Source organism: Bacillus cereus group sp. MYBK30-2 (assembly GCF_051915945.1).
GTDB classification, from domain to species: domain Bacteria; phylum Bacillota; class Bacilli; order Bacillales; family Bacillaceae_G; genus Bacillus_A; species Bacillus_A paramycoides.
In genome coordinates this window covers 77,612-100,751 of the sequence record NZ_JBQAFR010000006.1, presented here as the reverse complement: position 1 = coordinate 100,751, position 23,140 = coordinate 77,612, and the positions used below count along the sequence as shown (strand labels likewise).

Below are 23,140 nucleotides of genomic sequence, written 5' to 3'. Positions count from 1 at the left end.
TGATTGCACAAGTGGAATCATTTATTATGCAAAATAATTATGGGATAAAATGTAATTTTATGTGTTCGCATAATAAACATATGGTAAGAAATATGTGATATACTTTGAGAAGCTTATAATGAATGAAATATGGAGGACTATAATTATGGCAATACTTGTAACAGGTGGAGCAGGATATATTGGTAGTCATACATGCGTGGAATTACTAAATAACGATTATGAAATTATAGTAGTAGACAACCTTTCGAATAGCTCAGTAGAGTCTATAAATCGAGTGAAAGAAATAACAGGAAAACAATTTAAGTTTTATAAAGAAGATATTTTAAATCGTGAGGCACTTGATACAATTTTTGAAGAAAATACAATTGAGGCTGTTATTCACTTTGCAGGTTTTAAAGCTGTAGGAGAATCAGTAGCAATTCCATTAACATACTATCATAACAACATTACAAGCACATTGGTGCTATGTGAAGTGATGCAGAAGCATAATGTGAAGAAGATGATTTTTAGCTCATCTGCAACGGTATATGGTATCCCAGAAACATCACCAATTACGGAGGAGTTTCCATTAAGTGCAACCAATCCATATGGTCAAACGAAATTAATGATTGAACAAATTATGCGTGATGTAGCATTTGCTGATGCGGAATGGAGTATCGCATTACTTCGCTATTTCAACCCATTTGGTGCACATGAGAGTGGGCGTATTGGAGAAGATCCAAATGGAATTCCCAATAATTTAATGCCATATGTAACACAAGTAGCTGTAGGTAAGCTAAAGGAATTAAGTGTATTTGGAAATGATTATCCAACAAAGGATGGTACAGGCGTCCGTGATTATATTCACGTTGTAGACTTAGCAAATGGCCATGTAAAGGCACTTGAAAAAGTACTTGGCACTACTGGGATAGATGCATATAATCTCGGTACAGGTACTGGTTATAGTGTGTTAGAAATGGTTGAAGCATTTGAAAAGGTTTCAGGAAAGAAAGTTCCTTATAAAATTACGGAGCGTCGTCCTGGTGATGTAGCAGTATGCTTTGCCGATGCATCGAAAGCAAAGCGTGAACTAGGATGGGAAGCAACACGTGGATTAGAAGAGATGTGTGCAGATTCTTGGAGATGGCAATCAAATAACAAAAATGGCTATCTAGAAGTTTAATATACAGATAAAAAAATGACCTTTTTGCAGGAGCAAAAGGTCATTTTTTTATTTATTTTCCATTAAGTTTATTAGCAAATTTAGTAAAGAAAGTTCGTTGTTTCATAGGAGCATTGGACTGACAAAATGTGTGGTAATCAATATTTTTAATGTAAGCAAAGAGTCGATAAATAGCATATGAGAATGTAATAGAAGACCCAATTGCAAAACTAATACCGTAGCCATTGAATCCAAATGGAAGTAGAAGAATACTTAATAACAGGTTTGCAAAAAAGAATAAAGCTGATGTTCGGAAGGCACCTTTACGATCCTCAAAGTATAAGAGTAGTAACGTAATAACGAGGACCATTCCATTTGCATAAGCACCTATTATAGTTAGTTGCAGAATAGAGTATTCAAGGGTCATTTTTCCTGATTGTGAACTAAATATCCATATTATAAAAATAATAAGTAAAGAAAAAATACCTTGATTACGAAGTATGCGTTCTATTTCCTGTTTAAGAACAAAATTCATCGAATCTTTTAATTGTAAAATTGTATTTAATGTCCCTCCATTGTTCACCGAACCGAAGAACCTTTTATATCTTTCATAAAATCTTGTTTCAATGGATACTACGAAGAAAATATAGGTCGGAATAATGCTTAAATACGCCCAGAAAACAGAAGTATCATAAACTTTATGATAAATAAATGTATTTTCAATGTTTCCTCGTCCTTCTCCGAACCAAATAACAAAGTTACATACCCAAATGCCAATGTTGTAAAATAGGCTTGACCAAAATAGTTCTGGATATTTATCTAAATAAGAAAGAAAGGTAAATTGTTCAGTAGCATCACTGTTTGGAAACATTCGTACAATGACTATACTTAACCATACTAATGTAATAAATGTCCCGATTGTAAATGAAATTAAGAGTAATAAAGCGGATCCATGCTCTAGTCCAAGTGTTGGATGCCAGTAAGCTATAAGCGCAATTCCAGATAGGGAAAAAATTGAACCAATTAAGAATGCAAGAGCGATTGACTGATAATTTTTAGCTGCTGTTAAATAAATGGACTGAATCCAAATAATATTTAAAGCTAAAAATAAAAATAGCATCACGATTTTATAATAAAAGGCTAGTGGAGTAACAAATGCAAAAACAAGCCATAAGGCGATAGCTAAAAAGAGCGTAATTTTCGTCATTCCTAAAAATGAAGAAAATACTTTGTCAGCCTTTTGTTCATATAAAAGGTCAGCCACATATCTTGTGACGATGAGCTGCAGAGCCCCATATATAATTTGGGAAAAAATAAAGCAATATGAAATTGAAATTGTGAAAAGACGCTGTTCTTCAATTGAAATAGAATGGAACAAACTTAAAATATATCCAATAGTTGTTACTGCTAAAATAACGACTAACCAAGGACCAGCTGTAACAAATAATGAAAATCCATATGCTTTTACTCTCGAAGAATAATAGTCTTCTTGAAATAATTTTTGTAAACGAAATCCTATTCCGGCCATGTTTTTTCGCCTCTTTCTAAATAAAGCTTACGATAACTATCAACGACGCCCGATAACTGATAGTACGCCTCAATACGATTTCGACCATTATCCCCGAACTGTTGAATGGATTCAGGATGACGATAATACCATTCTAAATAAATAGCAACTTGTTCAGGAGATACAGGTGGTACAACAAATCCACATTGGCCGTATGGGTCACCATCTTGTCCATAAATTAGTTCTTTGCAAGAACCAACATCCGTAACAATCCATGGCAATCCTGATGCCATTCCTTCTAACATAGCTAGTGGTTGTCCTTCAGATATACTTGTTAACACGAGAATGTCTGTTTGTTTTAAGTAATCTTTAATATTTACTCTACCAGTCATGATTACATATTCTTCTAGTTCCAATTGCTGAATTAAATCTCGGCATTCTTGGGCATATTCTGGTTCTTCTGTATCAGGACCTAGCAAATAAAATACGAATGGGATTTCCTTCTCTAATAATAGTTTAGCTGCATAAATCATCGTTTTCACATCTTTAATTGGTACAACACGTATAATAGCGGATATAACGAGTTTATCCGAATTATATTTTGGTTTACGGAGCCCATTATAGTCTGATAGGGTAACGCCATTTGGAATGATTTTTAGTTTATGAGCCGGGGCACCTAATTCTTTTTGATACGTACTATTTCGGCCAAACAACGTAATTACATCATCGGATTGTTTATATGCTTGATGGGACAAATGATGAAAGAAAGAAACCCATCTTTTTTTGTATTCAATTGGTATCCATGTTGATTGTAGTATTTCTTCTTCACGTTCCCGAGAATAAATACCATGCTCAGTTAGAAGGAATGGTATGTCAGATTTGGCGCTAATTGCAGCACCAAGCAGCCCGCCATATCCTGTCGATACGGAATGAACAAGGTCTAATTCAGGGAAATCGATTTGTAAAATTTGAATGATTGGTGTGAACATAGATCGCCACATCCAAAAGTAATTTAAGAAAGATCCACTACTCTTTTCAAATAAATAGCTTTCTTTAACAATTTGATAAAACTCCTGGCTTTCAAAGAAGGAATGGAGTGTTCCTAACTTTTGTTTATCTCCTAATATGCGTAATGCTGTTGTATCGTTAGCCTGAAAGGTAAACCACTTTTGAAGTGTCTGTACTTCTTCAGCAGTTAAATTTGTTTTTATACGTTTTAATTCGCTTTCAGATTGTAGAGGGATGAGAATGATATCTTTTACGTTGTTTGGGATTTCATACTGATATTCCTCTTCTGTTTTTACTTGCGGGACAATCGCAAAAATCGTAAATTCATGTTCTTTAAATTGCTGGATAATCATTTGGACCCAGCTTGCTACCCCTCCACTTACAAAGGGATAGCTACCTTCAACGACCAAACCTATTCTCATATGTTATGCTCCTTTAATTGGAATTGTAGCGCTAGCTTTCGTTAATGTAACGCTATAAATTTGGGAATCAAGTTTTTTAACGGTACCGTAAGGGAATGTCCCAGTTTGTATTTTCTTACCTTCTTGTACACGTATAATTGTTGAAGCGTGACTTGGCAACCCTTTATATGCAATATGAACAGCATCATCCTCATAAGAAACGGCTAGGTCACCGGTTTGATAAATTTTCATGGAAGCAGTTGCTTCACTTTGAGTCATACTTTTTATATAAGGGTATCTGTCCCGTATTTCTGTTATTGTCGTTTTATAAGCTTTAAATAGTTCTTCCCATGTTAAGTTACCTGAGCGTTTTTCATCAAGGATATCATCTGGATGGACGAAATGTGAGATGACGCCTAGATTTGCGGTAACATCAGTTAAGATAAATTGCTCTTCATCTGTGATAGCATAGCCACTAGTAATGCGCGGGAAGTGATAAATGTTTTTGTTATGTTCATCTGGTCCAAATTCTTGAATTAAACTGCCGTTACTTTTACTCCCCATATATAGAGAGGAGACCGTTTCTAGAGTTGGGACAGCGTCGTTTAATGCACTTAATCCAGTTGTATTTATAATATTGGATGGTGGTACATAGGTTTTTAATTTTTCATTTGGAAAGAAGTTATACACGAGTTTTTGTAGAGCATCTAAAGAGCTCTCCATATCCTTTTTTGAATTCCAAGGAACATATTCAAGTGATTTGTCTACCGGATCTGGTGGTAATAATAAAGGTTGATGGTTATAGCCGTGGATTCCAATTTCTCCGCCATGAGCTAATAATTCTCTCCCGAATAATAAATAGGTATTTCTATTTTTATCTGTGAAATCTTCAAAAGGTGGTGTCACTTTATCCTGATATGTCCCAATCGCAACACCTGTATATTTAATATGAAGTTCATCGGAGATATCCTTCATTTTCTTCCACCAATGCTTTTTATAAAATTCTTCAACAGAAATTTTTTCCGTCGTTAAGTTCTTTAGTTCTCCACTTGGAATTGGAGATGGAAAATCATCAATATACATAATTTCTGCGCCAAGTTGTGCTGTAGCGAAAGCAGGGAAAATAGTCCCAAGTGATTGAACAAACATACCCCTACCTAATTTATCTTCTAATGCTGTTGTATTCCAATATAGGACTTTTCCTTGACCGTAGTCATTAGTCCAAAGGATAGGAGTATCTTCCGCTGTAATCCAAGGCGTAGTTGTATTTTCATCTAGCGTAATGTTCATTGCGCTATGGGTAAACAAACCTGAAGAGCTTGGGATATCTGGGTAACCAGGGAATAAAACCTCTTCAAAAGTTAATCCCTTCGCGTCTTTGAAGCCTTCTTTTTTGGTAATACCAAATATAGCATTCCAGGAAGGATCTGAATCAAGTCGGTTTGCGATGATAAGTCTTCCGCCCATTTGTACAAAATTTTGAATGTCAGCTTGTGAAAGTTGCCCTATTATTTCACCTGTAATAATAATCCCTGTATAGGGAGAAGGGGTAAGTCCCTTAATTTCATTAGCTGTAATATCTTTATAGTGTAGATGTGCGTAATCCATTGCCTTTTCTGTATTAAATGCGATTTGTTCGCCTAGTTTATTATCCGTTTTTAAAACGTATAATTGCATTTCATGTCCACTTTGAGTGACATCTTTTGCATTGAGTGTTTTAACGGTATCTGTTTCTTTAATTTTAGGAACAGAAAATTTTTGATAAAAATTATCTGTTCTGTATATAAGGATGGATAAAATTAAGAGAAATAAAATGATAATAATAATCCCAATATATATATTAATCCCCTTTTTCAATGTGTACGCCTCCAAACTGCCCTACAAATAATTGATATTTGCGCGGTAGCATATGAATTCTCTTCGTATCTGTTAGGTTATTGATTAAATCATAAAGCTTGTCCCATAACTTTTGTTCATAATATGTTTCAAGTAATCCAACATAACCATAATATGATTCGGGATAGAAATTAATAAGGTTTGAAAATTGTTCTTCAGATCTTGCATATTGTTTTTTGTATAGAAACAGATTTCCAAGTTGGAAAGAGTAAAGAGATTCTTTAGGGAAAAGTTCTACACTTTGTGTAATAAAATGTATAAAGTCATCAATTATTTTTTCTTTTTGCTGATTAGAAAGAAGACCACTGTCTATATATCTTAAATAATTAGAGACTAGTTCTTGCGCAATTTCATGTTGTGGATTTTGTAGAAATTGTTTATTTAAGTATTCGATCTGTTTTTCGTATCGTTCGTTTAGCAAATTAATAGTAGTCGCTGCATAATGTACGGTTTCAGGATCCTTATGGTGAATTGCTTCTTTCAATAAGCTCCCTTCATTAGAAATAGAGGATGAGCTTAACTGTACAATGAGTTGTTTATGCAGCTCAGGCTTATCGAGTTCTAATCCAGACGAAAATGAAATTAGGTCCAGATCTTGTTTAGACGATTCTAAAATATCTTCATAATTATCAACTTGAAAGGAAAGATAATCAGAGTATTGCTGTAACCACTCGGTTTTGGATCGTTTTATATTAAGTAATAACATGATTACTGATACAATAAGTCCAATGATTGGGAAAAGAAGAGAGATAATCAAGCAAAATTCAATAATTCCTTTCTTATTTTCTGTAATTAAACTTTTCGTAAATCGAAATAAGATAAAAATCAAAATAGCATATATAACATAAAGAAGGAGTAAAATCATTAGAATGTCACTCCTTCAGAAGAGAGCGCATTTTGTATACGAGTTTTAACTTGTAATAAAAACTTTTCTTCCGTGCCAGGTAATAAAATCATAATTTTTTGCTTGATAGCGTTATAACCGAATATATCAATATCACGCAAATGGTCTTTTAAAACAGAATTTATCATTTGTAAGGAGTCTTGTGGTGCATTGAACTCAAAATAGGAATATGGGTAAGATAACGTTTCGTAACGTTTCTTTTCAATTTTTAATAAATGTTCAAATTCATCTTCATAGTAAATGCTCGTTTTAGGGAATGTACGATCTTCTTGACTTGATAACCAAAGATTAGAAGCATTCTGTAAACGATCGCCCATCCAGCGTAAATACCACGTGAAAAGTTCAAATTGCTCAGAAGTTACTTTTGAAAACTCAATTTCGTCTAATATAATGACGTATTGCACATCATCCTGGAATAGGACGGGACCAACTAGAAGTGGAGCATCTTGAAAATCTGCATCTGTACGGAAAAAAGGTCGATTATGCTCTAGTGCATTTTTGATGACTGATGAAGAGTTTTTAACAAAAATGGACTGAGGTAATGTACTTTCACCAGCTTCTGATCTTAATTTAATACGAAGTGATTGTTTATTATTATCAACGTGATAGATACCAATTTTTTTCGCGCCGAAATATGTTTTTAATACATTCATTCCTTCATCCAATACAATTTCAGGATGTGTATGATTTAAAGCTTTAAACATATGATACATTTTAGATAAATGATTGTTTGATTCAAGCACACGGGAACGCAGTGTAATACGTGTTTCGTCTAGTTGCTTAATAACATATTTTAATTCTTTACTTTCAGCCTTCAGTTCTTTATTTATCATATGTATATCTTCATAACGTTCTTTTTGTGAAGTACTCATTAATCCGCAATATAAACTAATAACAAGTAAGAAGATCCAACTTATCCAATGATCTTGTGAGAAGAAATAAAGTAAAATATCGTCTCCCTTATATATACCGCTTAGAAAAATGTAAACCATTGCTTCCAGGAAGGCGAAAAGCGCAATAGATATACCGTATCGGCTAGAAATAATTAAAGTAATAAATAAGAGTATGAAGTATTCATACGTAGGTGTTAAAAAATCAGTTAGTATTGAGAGAAAAAATAATGCAATAAAGAGAATTGTAGGTTCAATCATTTTTTGAAATAAATTGGATTGCTTATAGTACATAAAAATAAATCCCTTCTTCCGTTTGCAAATTTAGTTTTGAGGAATAATACATTGAAGCGAAATGCGTAATTTAAAAGAACTATTTTAGGATATATCATAATTAGAGCCCCAATCATTTTATCAATAGGAATATAGTAAATTCAAGGGGAATAAATTCTAATTTTTGTTAATACATTGTATTTTTTTGGATTTATATAAAATTATCCATCTCACAAAAATGTAAAATAGCATATACTTACTGTTATTTGTATTGTAAGATGTTAAAATTTAAGGCGTTGGAAAATTACAATTTTATAGGGGAGAATATCATTATGATTTGGAAACGTTCCATGTGTTTTTTTGCTATATTTTCTTTTGTTTTTTCTTCAAATACATCCGCTCAAGCGAATGTTGTGAATCCGATTCTGAAAAATGTACAGAGTTATAAAATTTATTATGGTGAAGCGAATGAGCAAGTAATTGAGAGACTTTCAAAGTACGACATGGTTATTATTGAGCCATATGCATTTACGAAAGAACAAATTCAACAATTAAAAAAATCGGGAACTTTGGTTCTTGGGTATGTAAGTGTTTTAGAATTAGAAGCATGGCATAAACCACAAGTAGTAGAATCTGATTATTATTATAGAGACGGCAAGAAAATGAAAATAGAGCAGTGGGATACATATATTATGAATTTAGCTGACGAACATTATCGAGGGATTGTTGTTAATAAAGTAAAACAGCAAATTATTGGAAAAGGTATAGATGGGGTGTTTTTAGATACAGCTGGTGATATTGATGATTATTTTTATAATCAGCCAGCTACACAAGAGAAATTTAGAGAGGCATATGCAAATGTATTAAAAGAAATTAAAAGCATTGATTCTAACCTATTTCTTATACAGAATTGGGGATTTGAAACAATTAAAAATACATCTTTGAACCTTATACATGGTGTATTATGGGAAGACTTCAATAAACAAGTTATTACAAATGATAAATGGAGTCAAAATTGGATGCGCTATTTTAAACAGCAAAGCAACAAAATTGTAACGTTTACGGTAACTCCAGATAATGTATCTAAAGAATATAGTTTTACAAATGGATTTATTGCTACAATAAATCCGAATGATATTTATGATAAATAGCAGTTGTTCCGAACTAAGAAATATCAGGGGAAATTATGACGTTTTAGGTCAGTAATACAATTCTCTCATAAAGATAAATGTATTACTGGCCAGCCCCTATTACGTAATAAGAGAATTAAGAATTCGAACGAGCTGTTTATGGAACTACATATCGAGAAATTCCATGATGAAACATATACATCTTACCTTTCTAAAGAAATTAATATGAATTTAAAATATTTTATGTGAAGGATTAGTAGAATGAACTAGTATAAATGAAGCATTCTATTAACTTTCATAGAAATAAAAGGGAATAATTTAAAAATCATCCCAGGTCTTGTCTTGTTGTTAGAGTGCGTTTATAATCAAGTAATCCTATTAACTTTTTGGTAGGATTATTTCTTATTGAAAGCGCTTTTAATTCGTGGTATTAGGGGAATACTGTTACTTTCAAATACTGAAAAGCTGACTGGGATTAAACAAGAAATAATATTGCTGTATAGCAGTTATTAAAGGGAGTTTTATTTTACTTTTTAAGGTAGGAAGTCTGACTTGTTGTATAAAAAACTATGTATGTAGTTTTAAGTAAGAAGAAAGATAATAAATAATATGATTTTTTATATGGTGGGGAGGTTACAGTGTGAAAACATAAGATTTTCACACGAGTATATATGGGTTATGTAGGATTATTACTTTCAGGTGCAGCCTTATTTTTAAATAGCCTTGTCATACTAGGCAAAGCAGAGATGAAGAGTGCAGGTGTTTTTAATTTATTTGTGGGGGCATTACAAATTATCATTCCGTTTTATTTAATTATGATCTCTGATCAAAGTAATTGGACGGTATATTCATATGCAGCTACTTTTTTATTTGGTTTAACGTATTTGTACGTAGGGGTTACCTTTATTACAGGGATGAGTAGTACTGGATTAGGATGGTTTTGCCTATGGGTAGTTATTATCGCTTTATTTTATATGGTCGTATCATTTGTTCAATTTCAAGATGTTCTTAATGCGCTAACATGGTTTATGTGGGCTTTACTTTGGTATTTATTCTTTGTACTAAATGTACAAAAGAAAAATATTAATCAATATCTTGGTAGAATAGCATTCGTACAATCATGGGTAACACTTACACTTCCTTCTCTTTTTTATTTTATGGGAATATGGGGAGAGTCAGTAGTATATGAAATATCGGTCTATGTATCGGTAGTTTCAATTTTATATTTTTGCTATTGTATTTTTAAATACCGAGTGCGTTAATCTATAGCATGTAGGAAAGCATGGAATCTTTATAATGATTCCATGCTTTTTATATAGTAGCATTTATAATAGAGGTAGTATTTTACAATTTCTAAAATGGGGATGATAAAGGTGAAAAAGGTGTTGGTTCTAGGGGGAACAAGGTTTTTTGGTAAGCAATTAGTAGAAACACTTTTGCAAGAAGGATATGATGTAACGATTGCTACGCGGGGAATTACCGAAGATTCCTTTGGGGATATGGTAAAAAGAATTGTAGTAGATCGAGAAGACGAAAAGTTACTGGAAGAGCGTTTAGAAGGTAAAAGCTATGATGTTGTATACGATAATTTATGCTATAGCTCAAATGCTGCGGAAGTTATATGTAAAGTATTACGTGATAGGGTGAAAAGATATGTTATGACATCTTCAATGGCTGTCTATGAACCTGCATTAGACCTGCAAGAAGAGGATTTTAACCCGTATGAGTATTCAATCACGTATGGAGATAGGAAAGATTTTACTTATAGTGAAGGAAAGCGATTAGCAGAAGCGGTGTTGTTTCAACTTGCAACATTCCCAGTCGTTGTAGTACGTTTTCCGGTTGTTATTGGGGAAAATGACTATACGAAGAGATTACAGTTTTACGTTGAAAATGTTGTGAAACAAGAGCCTATTGTTATGGGGCATTTAGATGGAAAGTTATCGTTCATACATGAAAAAGAAGCAGGAGAGTTTTTAGCATGGTGCGGAATGGAAAACATAGAAGGTCCAATTAACGCTTGTAGTAACGGAGTGATCTCTATGGGAGAAGTTATTCGTTTCATAGAAGAACATAGTGGGACAAAAGCTCTTATTCAAGAAGAAGGAGACAATATAGCACCTTATAATGAAGTGGCTAATTGTACGTTACATAATAGAAAGGCTCGCGAATTAGGGTTTCCGTTCCGCGAATTGAAATTAGAAATGGAAAATGTTTTACAGCATTACATAAATACACTGAAGTAATCATAAATCCCCCGGTGGCAATCCGGGGGATTCTGGAGGATTTCGACAATACTAGTTTTACATTACCAAATTTACCTTATACGCACGACTAATGTTTTTGTGATTGAATTGCTTGTAAATACTTCTCGTTTACTCGGTCCCAGTTTACTGTATGCCACCAGTTGGTAACAAATTCTGGGCGCCGATTTTGATACTTTAAATAATAGGCATGTTCCCATACATCGATAACGAGTAATGGGATCTTTCCTTCTTGCAAAGGTGTGTCTTGATTTGGTGTACTCATAACAGCGAGTTCTTCACCATCAAGAACAAGCCATCCATATCCGCTTCCAAAACGACTAATTGCAGCTTTAGAAAGTTGATCTTTTAGGTTGTCAAAGGTGTTGAAATAATAATCAATTACTTTTGAAACGTCCCCATTAGGATCGCCGCCACCTTTCGGACTCATCACCTCCCAAAAAAGGCTATGACAATAATGGCCACCGCCGTTATTTCTTACGGCTGTAGCAATCTCTTTTGGCAAGGTGTTTAAATTACATAGTAACTCTTCTAACGATTTATTATGTAATTCGGTATAGCCCCCCAAAGCAGCATTTAAATTGTTTACATATGTCGCATGATGCTTGCCATGATGAATGGCTAATGTGTCACCATCAATATATGGCTCTAGTTCATCATAATCATATGAAAGATTGGGCAATTGAAATGAAGACATGATATTACCTCCCTTCCACTCAAAAAGTTGGTCTGGGTAAAAATATTTTACCTAAGTCAAAAATACACTTGTTTATTTCGAAAGTCAATAACAATTCTAATAATTTTCTGAAAAATATTACGATAAAAGTAACACTTTTGATTTCGTTTGTGACTCTTATCCTTTTTGCTTATACTGTAAAGTAGTAGTGTCTTGTTGAGATAGAAGGAGATTGTTTATGAGTAAAACGAAACAATTAATAGAGGAAGCAAGTAATTTTATTAGGATTTGCTATAAAGAGCTTAATAAAGAGCAATTAATAGAAGAGCGTATGAAAGAAATTTTAATAGAGATAGAAAAGACCGGAACGTATGAGCATACATTTGAAGAACTTGTTCATGGATCACGAATGGCATGGCGCAATAGTAATAGATGTATCGGAAGACTATTTTGGAATAAGATGCACATATTAGATGCGCGTGAAGTAAATGATGAGGAAGGTGTATATAATGCATTAATTCATCATATTAAATATGCGACGAATGATGGAAAAGTTAAACCGACAATTACAATTTTTAAGCAATATCAAGGTGAAGAAAATAATATTCAGATTTATAATCATCAATTAATTCGATATGCAGGATATAAGACGGAAATGGGGGTAATTGGTGATTCTCACTCCGCTACATTTACTGATTTATGTCAGGAGCTTGGTTGGCAAGGCGAAGGTACACATTTTGATGTATTACCGCTTGTATTTTCTGTTGATGGAAAAGGTCCTGTATATAGAGAAATTCCTAAAAAAGAAGTGAAAGAGGTACCAATTGAACATCCAGAATACCCAATTTCAACGCTCGAAGTAAAATGGTATGGAGTACCGATGATTTCAGATATGCGTTTAGAGATTGGCGGCATTTCTTATACAGCAGCTCCATTTAATGGATGGTATATGGGAACTGAGATTGGTGCTCGTAACTTAGCGGATCATGATCGTTATAATTTACTTCCGGCAGTTGCAGAGATGATGAATTTAGATACTTCGAGAAATAGTACGTTATGGAAAGATAAGGCACTGATTGAGTTGAATATTGCGGTGTTACATTCTTTTAAAAAACAAGGAGTTAGTATTGTAGATCACCATACTGCCGCACAACAATTTCAACAGTTTGAAAAGCAGGAAGCTGCTTGTGGCCGAGTTGTTACGGGAAATTGGGTATGGTTAATCCCGCCGCTATCACCTGCTACAACTCACATTTACCACAAACCGTACCCGAATGATGTTCTTACACCGAATTTCTTTCATAAATAAAGAAAAAGCATTGAACTAGAGTTGTTCAATGCTTCTTTGTCGTCCAATATCACACGTAACTTCAAAATATACCCATTATTCTTGACGATTCCATTGTTATTTTCCGATAATAACACTAACTAAATAAAAAAGGAATGAATCACAGATGCTAAATTTAGTACTTATGATGATTGAACGCGTCGGACTTATTGTTATTTTAGGATTTTTACTTTCTCATATTAAAACGTTCCGACGCCTTCTTCATAAACAGGACGGATATGTAGATAAGCTTAAGCTTATTTGTATTTTTTCGGTGTTTACAATTGTAAGCAATTACACAGGGATTGAAATAGCAGGAAATACTATTATGAATGAAAATTGGCTACAAGGTGTTTCTTCATCTAGCACGATTGCGAATACACGAATCATGGGGGTTGGAATTAGTGGCTTGTTAGGTGGGCCTATCGTTGGAATTGGAGTAGGGTCTATTGCTGGTATTCATCGTTATATGCTTGGCGGAACGACAGCGGCAAGTTGTGCAATTTCATCAATTTTAGCAGGAATTATAACAGGTTATATTGGATACATTTTCAAAAAATATAATCGTACAATTACCCCTAAATTTTCAGCGGCTTTAAGTGTTTTTATCGTTTCTTTAGAAATGATTATGATTTTATTAATTGTAGAGGATGGAATCAGTATTGTGAAAACAATTGCGATCCCAATGATCCTTGTAAATAGTTTCGGAAGCTTTATTTTACTTTCTATGATACAGGCCATTTTGCGTCAAGAAGAGAATGCAAAAGCTCTGCAAACACATAAAGTATTACGAATTGCTGATAAAACGTTGCCATATTTTCGCCAAGGGTTAACAGAAGAATCTTGCAAGCATGTGGCACAAATTATTCACCGCTTTACGGGAACAGATGCGGTATCCTTAACAGATACAGAGAAAATCTTAGCTCATGTTGGATTAGCATCAGATCATCATATTCCTTCACATAGCTTAATCACAGGTTTATCAAAAGAAGTATTAAAAACAGGGAAAATAATGAAAGCGAAATCACGTGAGATGATTAATTGCCAACATGAAGGGTGTCCATTGCAAGCGGCAGTTGTCATTCCATTGACTTCACATGGAAATACGATAGGAACATTAAAACTTTATTTTAAAACCCCTAATCAATTAAGTCGTGTTGAAGAAGAATTAGCGGAAGGACTGGCGAAAATATTTTCCACACAGCTTGAGTTAGGTGAAGCTGAGTTGCAAAGTAAGTTATTACAAGATGCTGAAATAAAGGCGCTGCAAGCACAAATCAATCCGCATTTTTTATTTAATGCGATTAATACAGTATCAGCTTTATGCCGAACAGATGTAGAGAAAGCAAGAAAATTATTGCTACAGCTTAGCGTTTATTTCCGTTGTAATTTGCAAGGGGCACGTCAATTACTTATTCCAGTAGAACAAGAGTTAAATCATGTACATGCATATTTATCGTTAGAGCAAGCAAGATTTCCGAATAAGTATGAAGTAAAGATGTACATTGAAGAAGAATTAAAGACAACATTAGTTCCACCATTCGTGCTTCAGTTATTAGTTGAAAATGCATTGCGCCATGCTTTTCCAAAAAAGCAATCAGTATGCCAAGTTGAGGTACATGTGTTTGAAAAAGAGGGAATGGTTTACTTTGAGGTGAAGGATAATGGGCAAGGAATTGAGAACGAGCGTCTAGAGCAATTAGGAAAAATGGTGGTTCCATCAAAGAAAGGGACTGGAACAGCTTTATATAATATTAATGAACGGCTTATCGGGTTATTTGGAAAAGAGACAATGCTTCAAATTGAAAGTGAATTGGAGCAAGGAACAAAGATCCTCTTTATAATTCCAAAAAAAGTAGGGGAGGAAAAAACGAGTGTTAAAGGTATTAGTAGTTGATGATGAAATGTTAGCACGGGATGAATTGAAATATTTATTAGAGCGAACGAAAGAAGTGGAGATAATTGGCGAGGCTGATTGTGTAGAGGATGCTTTAGAAGAATTAATGAAAAACAAGCCAGACATAGTTTTTCTAGATATTCAACTATCTGATGATAACGGATTTGAAATCGCAAATATATTAAAGAAGATGAAAAATCCGCCTTCAATCGTGTTTGCAACTGCATATGATCAATATGCACTACAAGCCTTTGAAGTAGATGCGTTAGATTACATTTTAAAGCCATTTGATGAAGAGCGTATCGTACAGACATTAAAGAAATATAAGAAACAAAAGCAAACAAAAATAGAAACAAAGCAAGATGCAAAGAGTATAGATGTAACGGCCGAGATGCATAAATTAGCACTACCAATTGAGGAATCAATTGTACTTGTTAATATTGAAGATATTATTTATGTAGGACTTGTAGATGGGAAAGTAACTGTAAAAACAATGAAAGAAACATATGTAACACATGATACACTTGTGATTTTGGAAAAAAAATTATCGCAAACAATTTTTATGCGTGTTCATCGTAGTTTCATTGCTAATATTAATCATATTTCTGAGATACAGCCGTGGTTTAATTCGACTTATAATTTAATTATGAAAGAGGGGTCTAAAGTCCCAGTTAGTCGTACATATGCAAAAGAACTTAAAAAGCTGCTTCGTATTTAAGGAGCAGCTTTTGTATTTCACTCTATGATTTTTGTAACTGGTTGTATATATTTGACATTCTGTTATGTAAGCGCTTACTTAACCGTTTACATCCTATACAATAAAGGTACCAAATCAAAAGAGGTGGCCAAAATGAGCACAAAAAAAGTATATGGTTTTCTATCACAAATATTCGTTTTTTCAGCTATTATGTTAGTTTCTAATATTATCTCAACACATTTACCAATTCCGATGCCTTCATCAGTAATCGGGTTAGTCGTTTTATTTAGTCTATTATGTTTAAAGGTTATTAAATTAGAGCAAGTTGAATCACTCGGAACAGCTTTAACAGGTATTATCGGATTTCTTTTCGTCCCATCGGGTATATCAGTTATTAACTCCCTTGGTGTAATGAGCCAATATTTTGTACAAATCATAACTGTAATCGTTGTCGCAACAATTATTTTACTTGCTGTAACAGGTTTATTTGCACAATTGATTTTAGGTAAAGATGACAAAGAAACAAAAGATACAAAAGAATTGAAAGTAGTAAATAAAGGACGCAAGCAAGGGAAAGTTGCGTAACTATTTTAGACCATTACATGGTTAGGAGGTAATGAACATGACAAGCACAATGACTCCATATTTCGGAATCGTCGTTTCATTAATTGCATACGGAATCGGAACACTTTTATTCAAGCACTCAAAAGGATTCTTCTTATTTACACCACTATTTGTAGCAATGGTATTAGGGATCGTCTTTTTAAAGGTAGGTAACTTTACTTTTGAGGAATACAATACTGGCGGGAAAATGATTAGTTTCTTCTTAGAGCCAGCAACAATTGCCTTTGCAATTCCGTTATATAAACAAGTTGATAAATTAAAAAAATATTGGTGGCAAATTTTATCGGCTATCGTGGTTGGATCTATTTGTTCAGTGGTTGTCGTATTCATTGTCGCAAAAGCAATTGGCTTAGATACATCTGTAATGAATTCAATGTTACCACAGGCAGCAACAACAGCAATTGCATTACCAATATCTGAAAGTATTGGTGGTATTCCAGCAATTACATCGTTTGCAGTTATCTTTAACGCAGTTATCGTATACGCATTGGGAGCTTTATTCTTAAAAACATTTAGAGTGAAACACCCGATCGCTAAAGGGTTAGCACTCGGAACAGCAGGGCATGCGTTAGGGGTTGCGGTAGGGATTGAAATGGGTGAAGTAGAAGCGGCTATGGCGAGTATCGCTGTGACAGTAGTGGGTGTTGTAACAGTGGTTGTTATTCCGATGTTCATGCCATTCATTGGGTAATAAAACTTACTTAAAAAATTATAAAAGCAAGCTATTTGTAGGACGGATTTCTACTGATAGCTTGCTTTTTATGTTACAGTAGTGGTAAGACCTACTTGTATTAGAATAAAAGTTTCCTTAAATCTTCATTAATACTATGCATAATGCGTTTTGAAATAGGTCATTGTATTGTAAAATAAGAAGTAACATAATATAGGACATATTAATGAGCAATTATAGAAGAGATAAATTGCTTGTAATACTAATATTAAGGATTAATTATAAGTAGGATATAGAGAAAATATACTTATAAAAGTTTTACTTTATAGGACAGGAGAGAGTACTCGTCGATTATGCAAATAAAAAACCTGTTTCAAAGCAAAGGATTTCAGAGGTTACTCGTATTAGTGCTACTTGCTCTCATATTGTATGGGCTGCAAAGTATGTTAAATTTAATTTTAATTACGTTTATGTTGACGTATTTAATGGATCGATTTCAAAAGTTCATTTCTCGTAAATTAGATCATTTCATGCCAATTAACCGGAAAATTATTATAGCGTTTTTATATGTAATGTTAGTTGCCGGAATCGCCATTACGCTCTTTAAATATTTACCGGTATTAACAATACAAATTTCACAATTAATTTATCAATTTAATGTATTTTTAAGAAATCCGCCGGATAGTGAATTAATTAAATATGCAGTTAATGCTGTTAATCATATGGAGCTTTCTAAATATGTAGGGCAAGGCGTAGACATTTTGTATAAATCTATTACGAATGTTGGGAAATTTGGCCTTCAAGTTTTACTTTCTTTAATTTTAAGTTTATTTTTCTTACTTGAAAAGGCTCGTATTTTTGCCTTTACTGCGAAATTTAAAGAAAGCCGACTTGCAATTTTCTATACTGAGATTGAGTATTTCGGAAAGAAGTTTGCACGTTCATTCGGAAAAGTAATTGAAGCACAATTTTTAATTGCAATTGTTAACTGTATTTTATCTGTTATTGCATTATGGATATTAGGATTTCCACAATTGCTAGGTTTAGCGTTAATGATTTTCTTACTTGGTTTAATTCCAGTAGCAGGTGTTATCATTTCGTTATTCCCACTCTGTATGATTGCTTACAATATCGGCGGTATTATGTATGTCGTTTATATTATAGTTATTGTAACAGTAATTCATGCGCTTGAGAGCTATGTATTAAATCCGAAGTTTATGTCACAAAAAACAAACTTACCAATCTTCTACACATTTATGGTATTAATTTTCTCTGAACATTTTTTAGGTGTATGGGGACTAATTATCGGTATTCCAATCTTCATATTCTTATTAGATGTTTTAGATGTGACAAGTGATGAAAATGAGAAGGATTTTTCTAAAAAATAAAGTAAAGAAAAAGCATCGATATTCGATGCTTTTTCTTTTACCCCGCTATTTGCGGGTAGTAAGACTCCCACCTCAAAATTTGGCGAATGCGAGGAAGTTAGGTGGGAGACGGGCTAATAATCAGTGGGGATGGACAAAACCCCCACTGATTAAAGTTTCACTTTATAAATTATGGTACTTTATGACATACTGTAAGAAGAATATACAATTGGGGTGAAATAATGGCTATAAATGAAAAGAGAGAGTTAGCTACATTTGCTGGTGGGTGTTTCTGGTGCATGGTTTCGCCGTTTGAAGAGATGGAAGGAATTATACAGGTTGTTTCAGGCTATACAGGTGGCCATAAAGAGGATCCGACGTATAAAGAAGTGTGTTCGGAAACTACTGGACATTATGAAGCAGTACAAATTACATTTGATGCAAATAAAATGCCGTATGAAGAGTTGTTAAATATATATTGGAGACAAATTGACCCGACTGATATTGGAGGGCAATTCCACGACCGTGGACAATCTTACGAAACGGTGATTTTTTACCATAATGAAGAACAACATAGACGAGCGGAGGCTTCAAAAGAAGAACTTGCGAAGAGTGGACGTTTTTCAAAGCCAATTGCTACAAAAATATTGCCAGCTGCTACATTTTATCCAGCTGAAGAATATCATCAAGGATATCATAAGAAAAATACATTCCGCTATGAACTATACCGCAAGGGCTCAGGGCGCGATGCTTTTATTAAAAAGCATTGGCCGAAGGACAATGCTCATTTAAAAGAAAGATTAAACGAGATGCAATTTTATGTGACCCAGGAAAATGGGACAGAACCACCATTTCAGAATGAGTATTGGAATTATAAAGAAGAGGGTTTATATGTAGATATTGTTTCTGGTGAACCATTGTTCACTTCTATAGATAAATTCGATAGCGGATGCGGATGGCCTAGCTTTACGAAACCGGTTATGTCAGCAAGTGTGGAAGAAAAAATGGATGTTAGTCATAATATGACGCGTACGGAAGTGAGAAGTAAAGAAGGAGATTCACATCTAGGGCATGTATTCCCAGATGGCCCAGGGCCAAATGGCCTTCGTTATTGTATTAATTCAGCGGCTCTTCGATTTATCCCAAAAGAGAAATTAGAAGAAGAGGGATATGGTGATTTCTTAATTTTGTTTGGCAATAAAAAATAACCTCGCAGTTAGCGAGGTTATTTTTTTATTTTGCTTTTTTCTTTTTAAATTTACTTAGTGCTTCATAAACGATTGGTACGATAAGAAGTGTTAATAACGTTGAACTTGTTAATCCACCAATTACGGTTACGCCAAGTCCTTTAGAAATTAAGCCGCTACCTTCAAATCCTAATGCAAGCGGAATAAGAGCCCCGATTGTTGCAATTGCAGTCATTAAGATAGGACGTAGACGTGTTGCGCCAGCTTCTAGTAATGCTTCACGTGTTGATAGACCTTCGTTTTCTTTATGAATAACGCGGTCAATAAGTACGATTGCATTCGTTACAACGATACCAATTAACATAAGAGCCCCAATCATTGCGGATACACTTAATGTTTCGCCAGAGATTAATAGGGCAACAAGTGCACCAATAATTGTGAATGGTAGCGAGAATAAGATTGCAAATGGTGCAAGAGCACCGCCAAATGTAACGACAAGGACGAAGTATACAATGGCAATTGCAGCTAACATCGCTAAGCCAAGTTGCTTAAATGATTCTTGAATATCTTTTGTAACACCGCCCATAGAAACGTCTACACCAGAAGGAAGATCCATTTTATCCACTTCTTTTTGAACTGCAGCCGATGCTTTTGAAACGTCATCAGATGTTAATTTTGCACTTACTGCTGCATAAACACGGCCATCTCGATGCGTTACGGTGTTAGAAGTTTCACCTTCTTTTACAGTCATAACATCTTTAACAGCAACTTCATTACCAAGTGGTGTTGTAATTTTACGATTCGTTAAATCATCAATCGTTTCATAGTTTTGTTTTTCAGTTTCTACGTATACATTTATATCTTTATTATCTTTTTTAATTGTTGTAAGAACAGGGCGGTCGTGTTGATTAGAAAGTCCCATTCCAATTTGGGCAGCAGTTAGCCCCATTTTACTTAGCTTTTCTTGATCTGCGACTAAAGTGTATTCTGCATATGTTTTCGCAATACTAGAGTCTACGTCTTTTAAGTCTTTATTTTTCTTCATGATATTTTGAATATCTTTAACGACAGGCTTAATTTCTTCAGAGCTATCTCCATAAACGTATAGTTTAATTTCGTTACTACCGCCACTTGCTCCGAAATCTTGGTTTTTCCATTCGCCTTTTCCAGACATCTTTTGTAAATCTTTAACGACTTGTTCTTTCTCTTTTTCGAAGTTCTTCGTATCGTTATCATATTGAACGAAGAACATAGCTTGATTTGTTTTACCAGGGCTCATTGGGTTTTCGCCACCTAATGAGAATTGAATTGTTTTGACGTCTTTTTTATCTTGGAAGTGCTTTTCAGCTTTCGTTGCAATTTTTTCAACGTCTTCTAACGTTTGACCTGGCTCGGGGTTGTATGTTGCAATAATCATTTTTTCTTCTTCAGATGGTAAGAAGCTGACACCGATAATTGGTACCAATGCAAGGCTACCTACTAATAGAAGGACGGCGATACTTGATGTAATAATTTTATGATTTAACACCCATCGAAGTATGCGTTTATATCCGTTTGCTAATTTGCTTGGTTTTTCTTCATGATGCACTTCTTTTTCTCTCATGCTCTCTTTCTTGAATAAGGAGTGAGCTAGCATTGGTACGATTGTAACAGCCACCAATAAGGATGCTAATAAAGCAAAGACGATAGTTAAGGCGAATGGTAAGAACATTTCACCAATCATACCTTTTACGAGTCCAAGAGGTAAGAATACAGCAATTGTTACAATTGTAGAAGACATAATCGGGATAAACATTTCCTTCGTAGCTTCACGAATTAAATCTTTTCCGCGTAGTTTCTCTTCTGACAACGACATACGTCGGTAAATGTTTTCAATAACAACAATTGAATCATCGACAACGCGTCCGATAGCGACCGTCATTGCTCCAAGTGTCATAATGTTAAGTGTAATATCCATTTGTTTTATTACTAAGACTGCAATTAATAAAGAAAGTGGTATAGAAACGACAGAGATTAGTGTTGTTCGAATGTTTCTTAGGAACAACATAATAATAACAATCGCAAAGATAGCCCCGAAAATTGCTTTGCTAAGCATTGTTTCAACTGATTTCTCAATCGGTGCACCTTGGTCGAATGTTGAAATGATCTCTAAGTCTTTATATTTTTTCTCAAGGTCTTTTACTTTATCTTTAACTGCATTTACAACATCAACTGTGTTCGCATCAGCGGCCTTCACAATTTGAATTCCAATTGCTTCTTTTCCATTTGTTCGAGAAATAGATTCTGCTTTTCCGACTTCTTTAATATCAGCAATTTCGTCTAATGTAACTGTTGGAATTCCATTCATAGCGGCTGGATTCATTTGCGGCGTTTGTGCACCAGCTCCAGCATTTTGACTACCTTGGCCGCTCGGTGATGAAGGTACAGCTGGGATTTTTAGTTCTTTTAATGCTTTAATTGTTGTGATATTTCCATCTACAACAACTGATTTTTCCGTGTCTTTAAATGTATATAAGCCAAGAGGTAAAGATACGTCCGATCCTTTAATCACATTTTTTACAGTATCTTCACTTAAACCTAATTCTTTCATCTTATCTTGTTTGAAGACAAGCTGTACTTCGTCTACTTGTTGACCTGTGATTTGAACAGATGCGACACCATCAAGTCCTTTTAAACCTGGAACAACATTTTTTTCAACATTTTCAGTTAAGGTAGCTAAAGATTCATTTTTACTTGCTACGCTTAATGAAATAACTGGAAAGGCATTAAAGTTTACTCGAGAGACTTTCGGATCTTTCACACCTTCCGGCAGTTTCATATTTGCGAGTGCCTCTTTAACTTCTGTTTCGGCTTTTTCCATATTTTTATCAAAATCATATTCTATTTGAATAGAAGAGGCATTTTGATAAGATGATGAGCTAACAACGTTTACGCCGCTTAAATTTTGCAGTTGCTCTTCCATCGGTTTTGACACTTTATCAGCTACTTCAGCTGGTGTAGCACCAGGATAAACCGTAGTTACTGTTACAATCGGTGTTGTAATATCAGGAATTGTCTCCAGCTTCATATTGAGTCCAGAATAAATACCTGCGATAGTAACAATAATGGTTAGTAGCCAAACTGCGAACTTATTTTTTAACGAGAAATTGATGATTTTGTTCATGTTTGCGCTCCCTTTTTATTGTATTGACCAATCGGTCAGTCTAATACATAATATAACTGACCGATTGGTCAGTCGTCAATGAAAAGGGATGGTATAATAAATTCATAATAAGATGCGA

General features: G+C 34.2%; 18 protein-coding genes and 1 pseudogene. 12 read left to right on the top strand and 7 right to left on the bottom strand.

The window, feature by feature from the left end; translation table 11 throughout:
* Positions 1-145 precede the first annotated feature (145 nt).
* On the top strand, positions 146-1,162 hold the full coding sequence (galE, locus tag ACTFQM_RS23720) for a UDP-glucose 4-epimerase GalE (protein ID WP_002174482.1): 1,017 nt from the start codon (positions 146-148) through the stop codon (positions 1,160-1,162).
* Between the two features lie 52 nt (positions 1,163-1,214).
* Here the strand turns inward: galE and pelG are convergent, their stop codons facing one another.
* From pelG to ACTFQM_RS23695, 5 genes are read right to left on the bottom strand one after another with little or no spacing between them, the layout of a single operon-like run.
* A complete protein-coding gene (pelG, locus tag ACTFQM_RS23715) occupies positions 1,215-2,669 on the bottom strand; it encodes an exopolysaccharide Pel transporter PelG (protein WP_440036516.1) in 1,455 nt (484 codons plus the stop codon).
* Positions 2,657-4,078 (bottom strand): GT4 family glycosyltransferase PelF, encoded by a 1,422-nt coding sequence (gene pelF / locus ACTFQM_RS23710; protein ID WP_440036515.1) that lies wholly within the window; start codon positions 4,076-4,078, stop codon positions 2,657-2,659. Before pelF ends, pelG begins: the two co-directional genes overlap by 13 nt.
* Positions 4,079-4,081: 3 nt before the next feature.
* Positions 4,082-5,914 (bottom strand): DUF2194 domain-containing protein, encoded by a 1,833-nt coding sequence (locus tag ACTFQM_RS23705; RefSeq protein ID WP_440036513.1) that lies wholly within the window; start codon positions 5,912-5,914, stop codon positions 4,082-4,084.
* A complete protein-coding gene (locus ACTFQM_RS23700; protein WP_440036512.1) occupies positions 5,898-6,818 on the bottom strand; it encodes a tetratricopeptide repeat protein in 921 nt (306 codons plus the stop codon). The genes ACTFQM_RS23705 and ACTFQM_RS23700 overlap by 17 nt, the downstream gene beginning before the upstream one ends.
* Positions 6,818-8,041, bottom strand: coding sequence for a GAF domain-containing protein (locus ACTFQM_RS23695; protein WP_440036510.1), 1,224 nt, complete (start codon positions 8,039-8,041; stop codon positions 6,818-6,820). Before ACTFQM_RS23695 ends, ACTFQM_RS23700 begins: the two co-directional genes overlap by 1 nt.
* 311 nt (positions 8,042-8,352) lie before the next feature.
* Here ACTFQM_RS23695 and ACTFQM_RS23690 point away from each other — a divergent pair, with 311 nt between their 5' ends.
* The 3 genes from ACTFQM_RS23690 to ACTFQM_RS23680 all read left to right on the top strand — a co-directional run bounded on the left by ACTFQM_RS23690 (position 8,353) and on the right by ACTFQM_RS23680 (position 11,396).
* Positions 8,353-9,171, top strand: a complete 819-nt coding sequence (locus ACTFQM_RS23690; RefSeq protein WP_440036509.1) for an endo alpha-1,4 polygalactosaminidase — start codon at positions 8,353-8,355, stop codon at positions 9,169-9,171.
* A 650-nt stretch (positions 9,172-9,821) separates the two neighbouring features.
* Positions 9,822-10,412, top strand: coding sequence for an AmiS/UreI family transporter (locus tag ACTFQM_RS23685; protein ID WP_178940845.1), 591 nt, complete (start codon positions 9,822-9,824; stop codon positions 10,410-10,412).
* A 102-nt stretch (positions 10,413-10,514) separates the two neighbouring features.
* Positions 10,515-11,396: an NAD-dependent epimerase/dehydratase family protein gene (locus tag ACTFQM_RS23680; protein ID WP_440036507.1), complete on the top strand. Its 882-nt coding sequence runs from the start codon at positions 10,515-10,517 to the stop codon at positions 11,394-11,396.
* A gap of 88 nt (positions 11,397-11,484) precedes the next feature.
* On the opposite strand, the gene sodA is transcribed toward ACTFQM_RS23680, so the two are convergent.
* Complete coding sequence (gene sodA / locus ACTFQM_RS23675; protein ID WP_440036505.1) at positions 11,485-12,111, bottom strand: superoxide dismutase [Mn]; 627 nt, start codon at positions 12,109-12,111, stop codon at positions 11,485-11,487.
* Between the two features lie 217 nt (positions 12,112-12,328).
* Between sodA and ACTFQM_RS23670 the strand changes: the two genes are divergently transcribed.
* The 8 genes and pseudogenes from ACTFQM_RS23670 to msrB all read left to right on the top strand — a co-directional run bounded on the left by ACTFQM_RS23670 (position 12,329) and on the right by msrB (position 19,880).
* Complete coding sequence (locus ACTFQM_RS23670) at positions 12,329-13,399, top strand: nitric oxide synthase oxygenase (RefSeq protein ID WP_440036503.1); 1,071 nt, start codon at positions 12,329-12,331, stop codon at positions 13,397-13,399.
* Between the two features lie 145 nt (positions 13,400-13,544).
* Positions 13,545-15,314 (top strand): two-component system sensor histidine kinase LytS, encoded by a 1,770-nt coding sequence (gene lytS / locus ACTFQM_RS23665; protein ID WP_440036501.1) that lies wholly within the window; start codon positions 13,545-13,547, stop codon positions 15,312-15,314.
* A complete protein-coding gene (locus ACTFQM_RS23660; protein WP_265623068.1) occupies positions 15,292-16,032 on the top strand; it encodes a LytR/AlgR family response regulator transcription factor in 741 nt (246 codons plus the stop codon). The genes lytS and ACTFQM_RS23660 overlap by 23 nt, the downstream gene beginning before the upstream one ends.
* 132 nt (positions 16,033-16,164) lie before the next feature.
* Positions 16,165-16,596 carry an antiholin-like murein hydrolase modulator LrgA gene (gene lrgA, locus ACTFQM_RS23655; protein WP_265623069.1) on the top strand — a complete coding sequence of 144 codons (432 nt, stop codon included), beginning with the start codon at positions 16,165-16,167 and terminating at the stop codon, positions 16,594-16,596.
* Between the two features lie 37 nt (positions 16,597-16,633).
* Positions 16,634-17,326 carry an antiholin-like protein LrgB gene (gene lrgB / locus ACTFQM_RS23650; RefSeq protein ID WP_002174468.1) on the top strand — a complete coding sequence of 231 codons (693 nt, stop codon included), beginning with the start codon at positions 16,634-16,636 and terminating at the stop codon, positions 17,324-17,326.
* A 332-nt stretch (positions 17,327-17,658) separates the two neighbouring features.
* The gene (locus ACTFQM_RS23645) at positions 17,659-18,693 is read left to right on the top strand and encodes an AI-2E family transporter (RefSeq protein ID WP_025146968.1); all 1,035 of its coding nucleotides are present in this window, start codon (positions 17,659-17,661) and stop codon (positions 18,691-18,693) included.
* Between the two features lie 221 nt (positions 18,694-18,914).
* Positions 18,915-19,382, top strand: a pseudogene (gene msrA / locus ACTFQM_RS23640) (peptide-methionine (S)-S-oxide reductase MsrA); the annotation flags it as partial.
* Positions 19,383-19,427: 45 nt separating this feature from the next.
* Entirely contained in the window at positions 19,428-19,880 is a 453-nt protein-coding gene (gene msrB / locus ACTFQM_RS23635; RefSeq protein ID WP_440036549.1) for a peptide-methionine (R)-S-oxide reductase MsrB, read from the top strand.
* A gap of 25 nt (positions 19,881-19,905) precedes the next feature.
* Here the strand turns inward: msrB and ACTFQM_RS23630 are convergent, their stop codons facing one another.
* A complete protein-coding gene (locus ACTFQM_RS23630; protein ID WP_440036498.1) occupies positions 19,906-23,022 on the bottom strand; it encodes an efflux RND transporter permease subunit in 3,117 nt (1,038 codons plus the stop codon).
* Between the last annotated feature and the right edge of the window lie 118 nt (positions 23,023-23,140).

What these genes read in the sequence shown, in the direction of transcription:
- lytS (WP_440036501.1), top strand. Translation starts at nt 13,545, where the DNA reads ATGCTAAATTTAGTACTTATGATGATTGAACGCGTCGGACTTATTGTT.
- ACTFQM_RS23695 (WP_440036510.1), bottom strand. Translation starts at nt 8,041, where the DNA reads ATGTACTATAAGCAATCCAATTTATTTCAAAAAATGATTGAACCTACA.
- lrgB (WP_002174468.1), top strand. Translation starts at nt 16,634, where the DNA reads ATGACAAGCACAATGACTCCATATTTCGGAATCGTCGTTTCATTAATT.
- ACTFQM_RS23690 (WP_440036509.1), top strand. Translation starts at nt 8,353, where the DNA reads ATGATTTGGAAACGTTCCATGTGTTTTTTTGCTATATTTTCTTTTGTT.
- ACTFQM_RS23685 (WP_178940845.1), top strand. Translation starts at nt 9,822, where the DNA reads ATGGGTTATGTAGGATTATTACTTTCAGGTGCAGCCTTATTTTTAAAT.
- ACTFQM_RS23670 (WP_440036503.1), top strand. Translation starts at nt 12,329, where the DNA reads ATGAGTAAAACGAAACAATTAATAGAGGAAGCAAGTAATTTTATTAGG.
- ACTFQM_RS23680 (WP_440036507.1), top strand. Translation starts at nt 10,515, where the DNA reads ATGATAAAGGTGAAAAAGGTGTTGGTTCTAGGGGGAACAAGGTTTTTT.
- ACTFQM_RS23645 (WP_025146968.1), top strand. Translation starts at nt 17,659, where the DNA reads ATGCAAATAAAAAACCTGTTTCAAAGCAAAGGATTTCAGAGGTTACTC.
- lrgA (WP_265623069.1), top strand. Translation starts at nt 16,165, where the DNA reads ATGAGCACAAAAAAAGTATATGGTTTTCTATCACAAATATTCGTTTTT.
- ACTFQM_RS23700 (WP_440036512.1), bottom strand. Translation starts at nt 6,818, where the DNA reads ATGATTTTACTCCTTCTTTATGTTATATATGCTATTTTGATTTTTATC.
- galE (WP_002174482.1), top strand. Translation starts at nt 146, where the DNA reads ATGGCAATACTTGTAACAGGTGGAGCAGGATATATTGGTAGTCATACA.
- ACTFQM_RS23630 (WP_440036498.1), bottom strand. Translation starts at nt 23,022, where the DNA reads ATGAACAAAATCATCAATTTCTCGTTAAAAAATAAGTTCGCAGTTTGG.
- sodA (WP_440036505.1), bottom strand. Translation starts at nt 12,111, where the DNA reads ATGTCTTCATTTCAATTGCCCAATCTTTCATATGATTATGATGAACTA.
- pelG (WP_440036516.1), bottom strand. Translation starts at nt 2,669, where the DNA reads ATGGCCGGAATAGGATTTCGTTTACAAAAATTATTTCAAGAAGACTAT.
- pelF (WP_440036515.1), bottom strand. Translation starts at nt 4,078, where the DNA reads ATGAGAATAGGTTTGGTCGTTGAAGGTAGCTATCCCTTTGTAAGTGGA.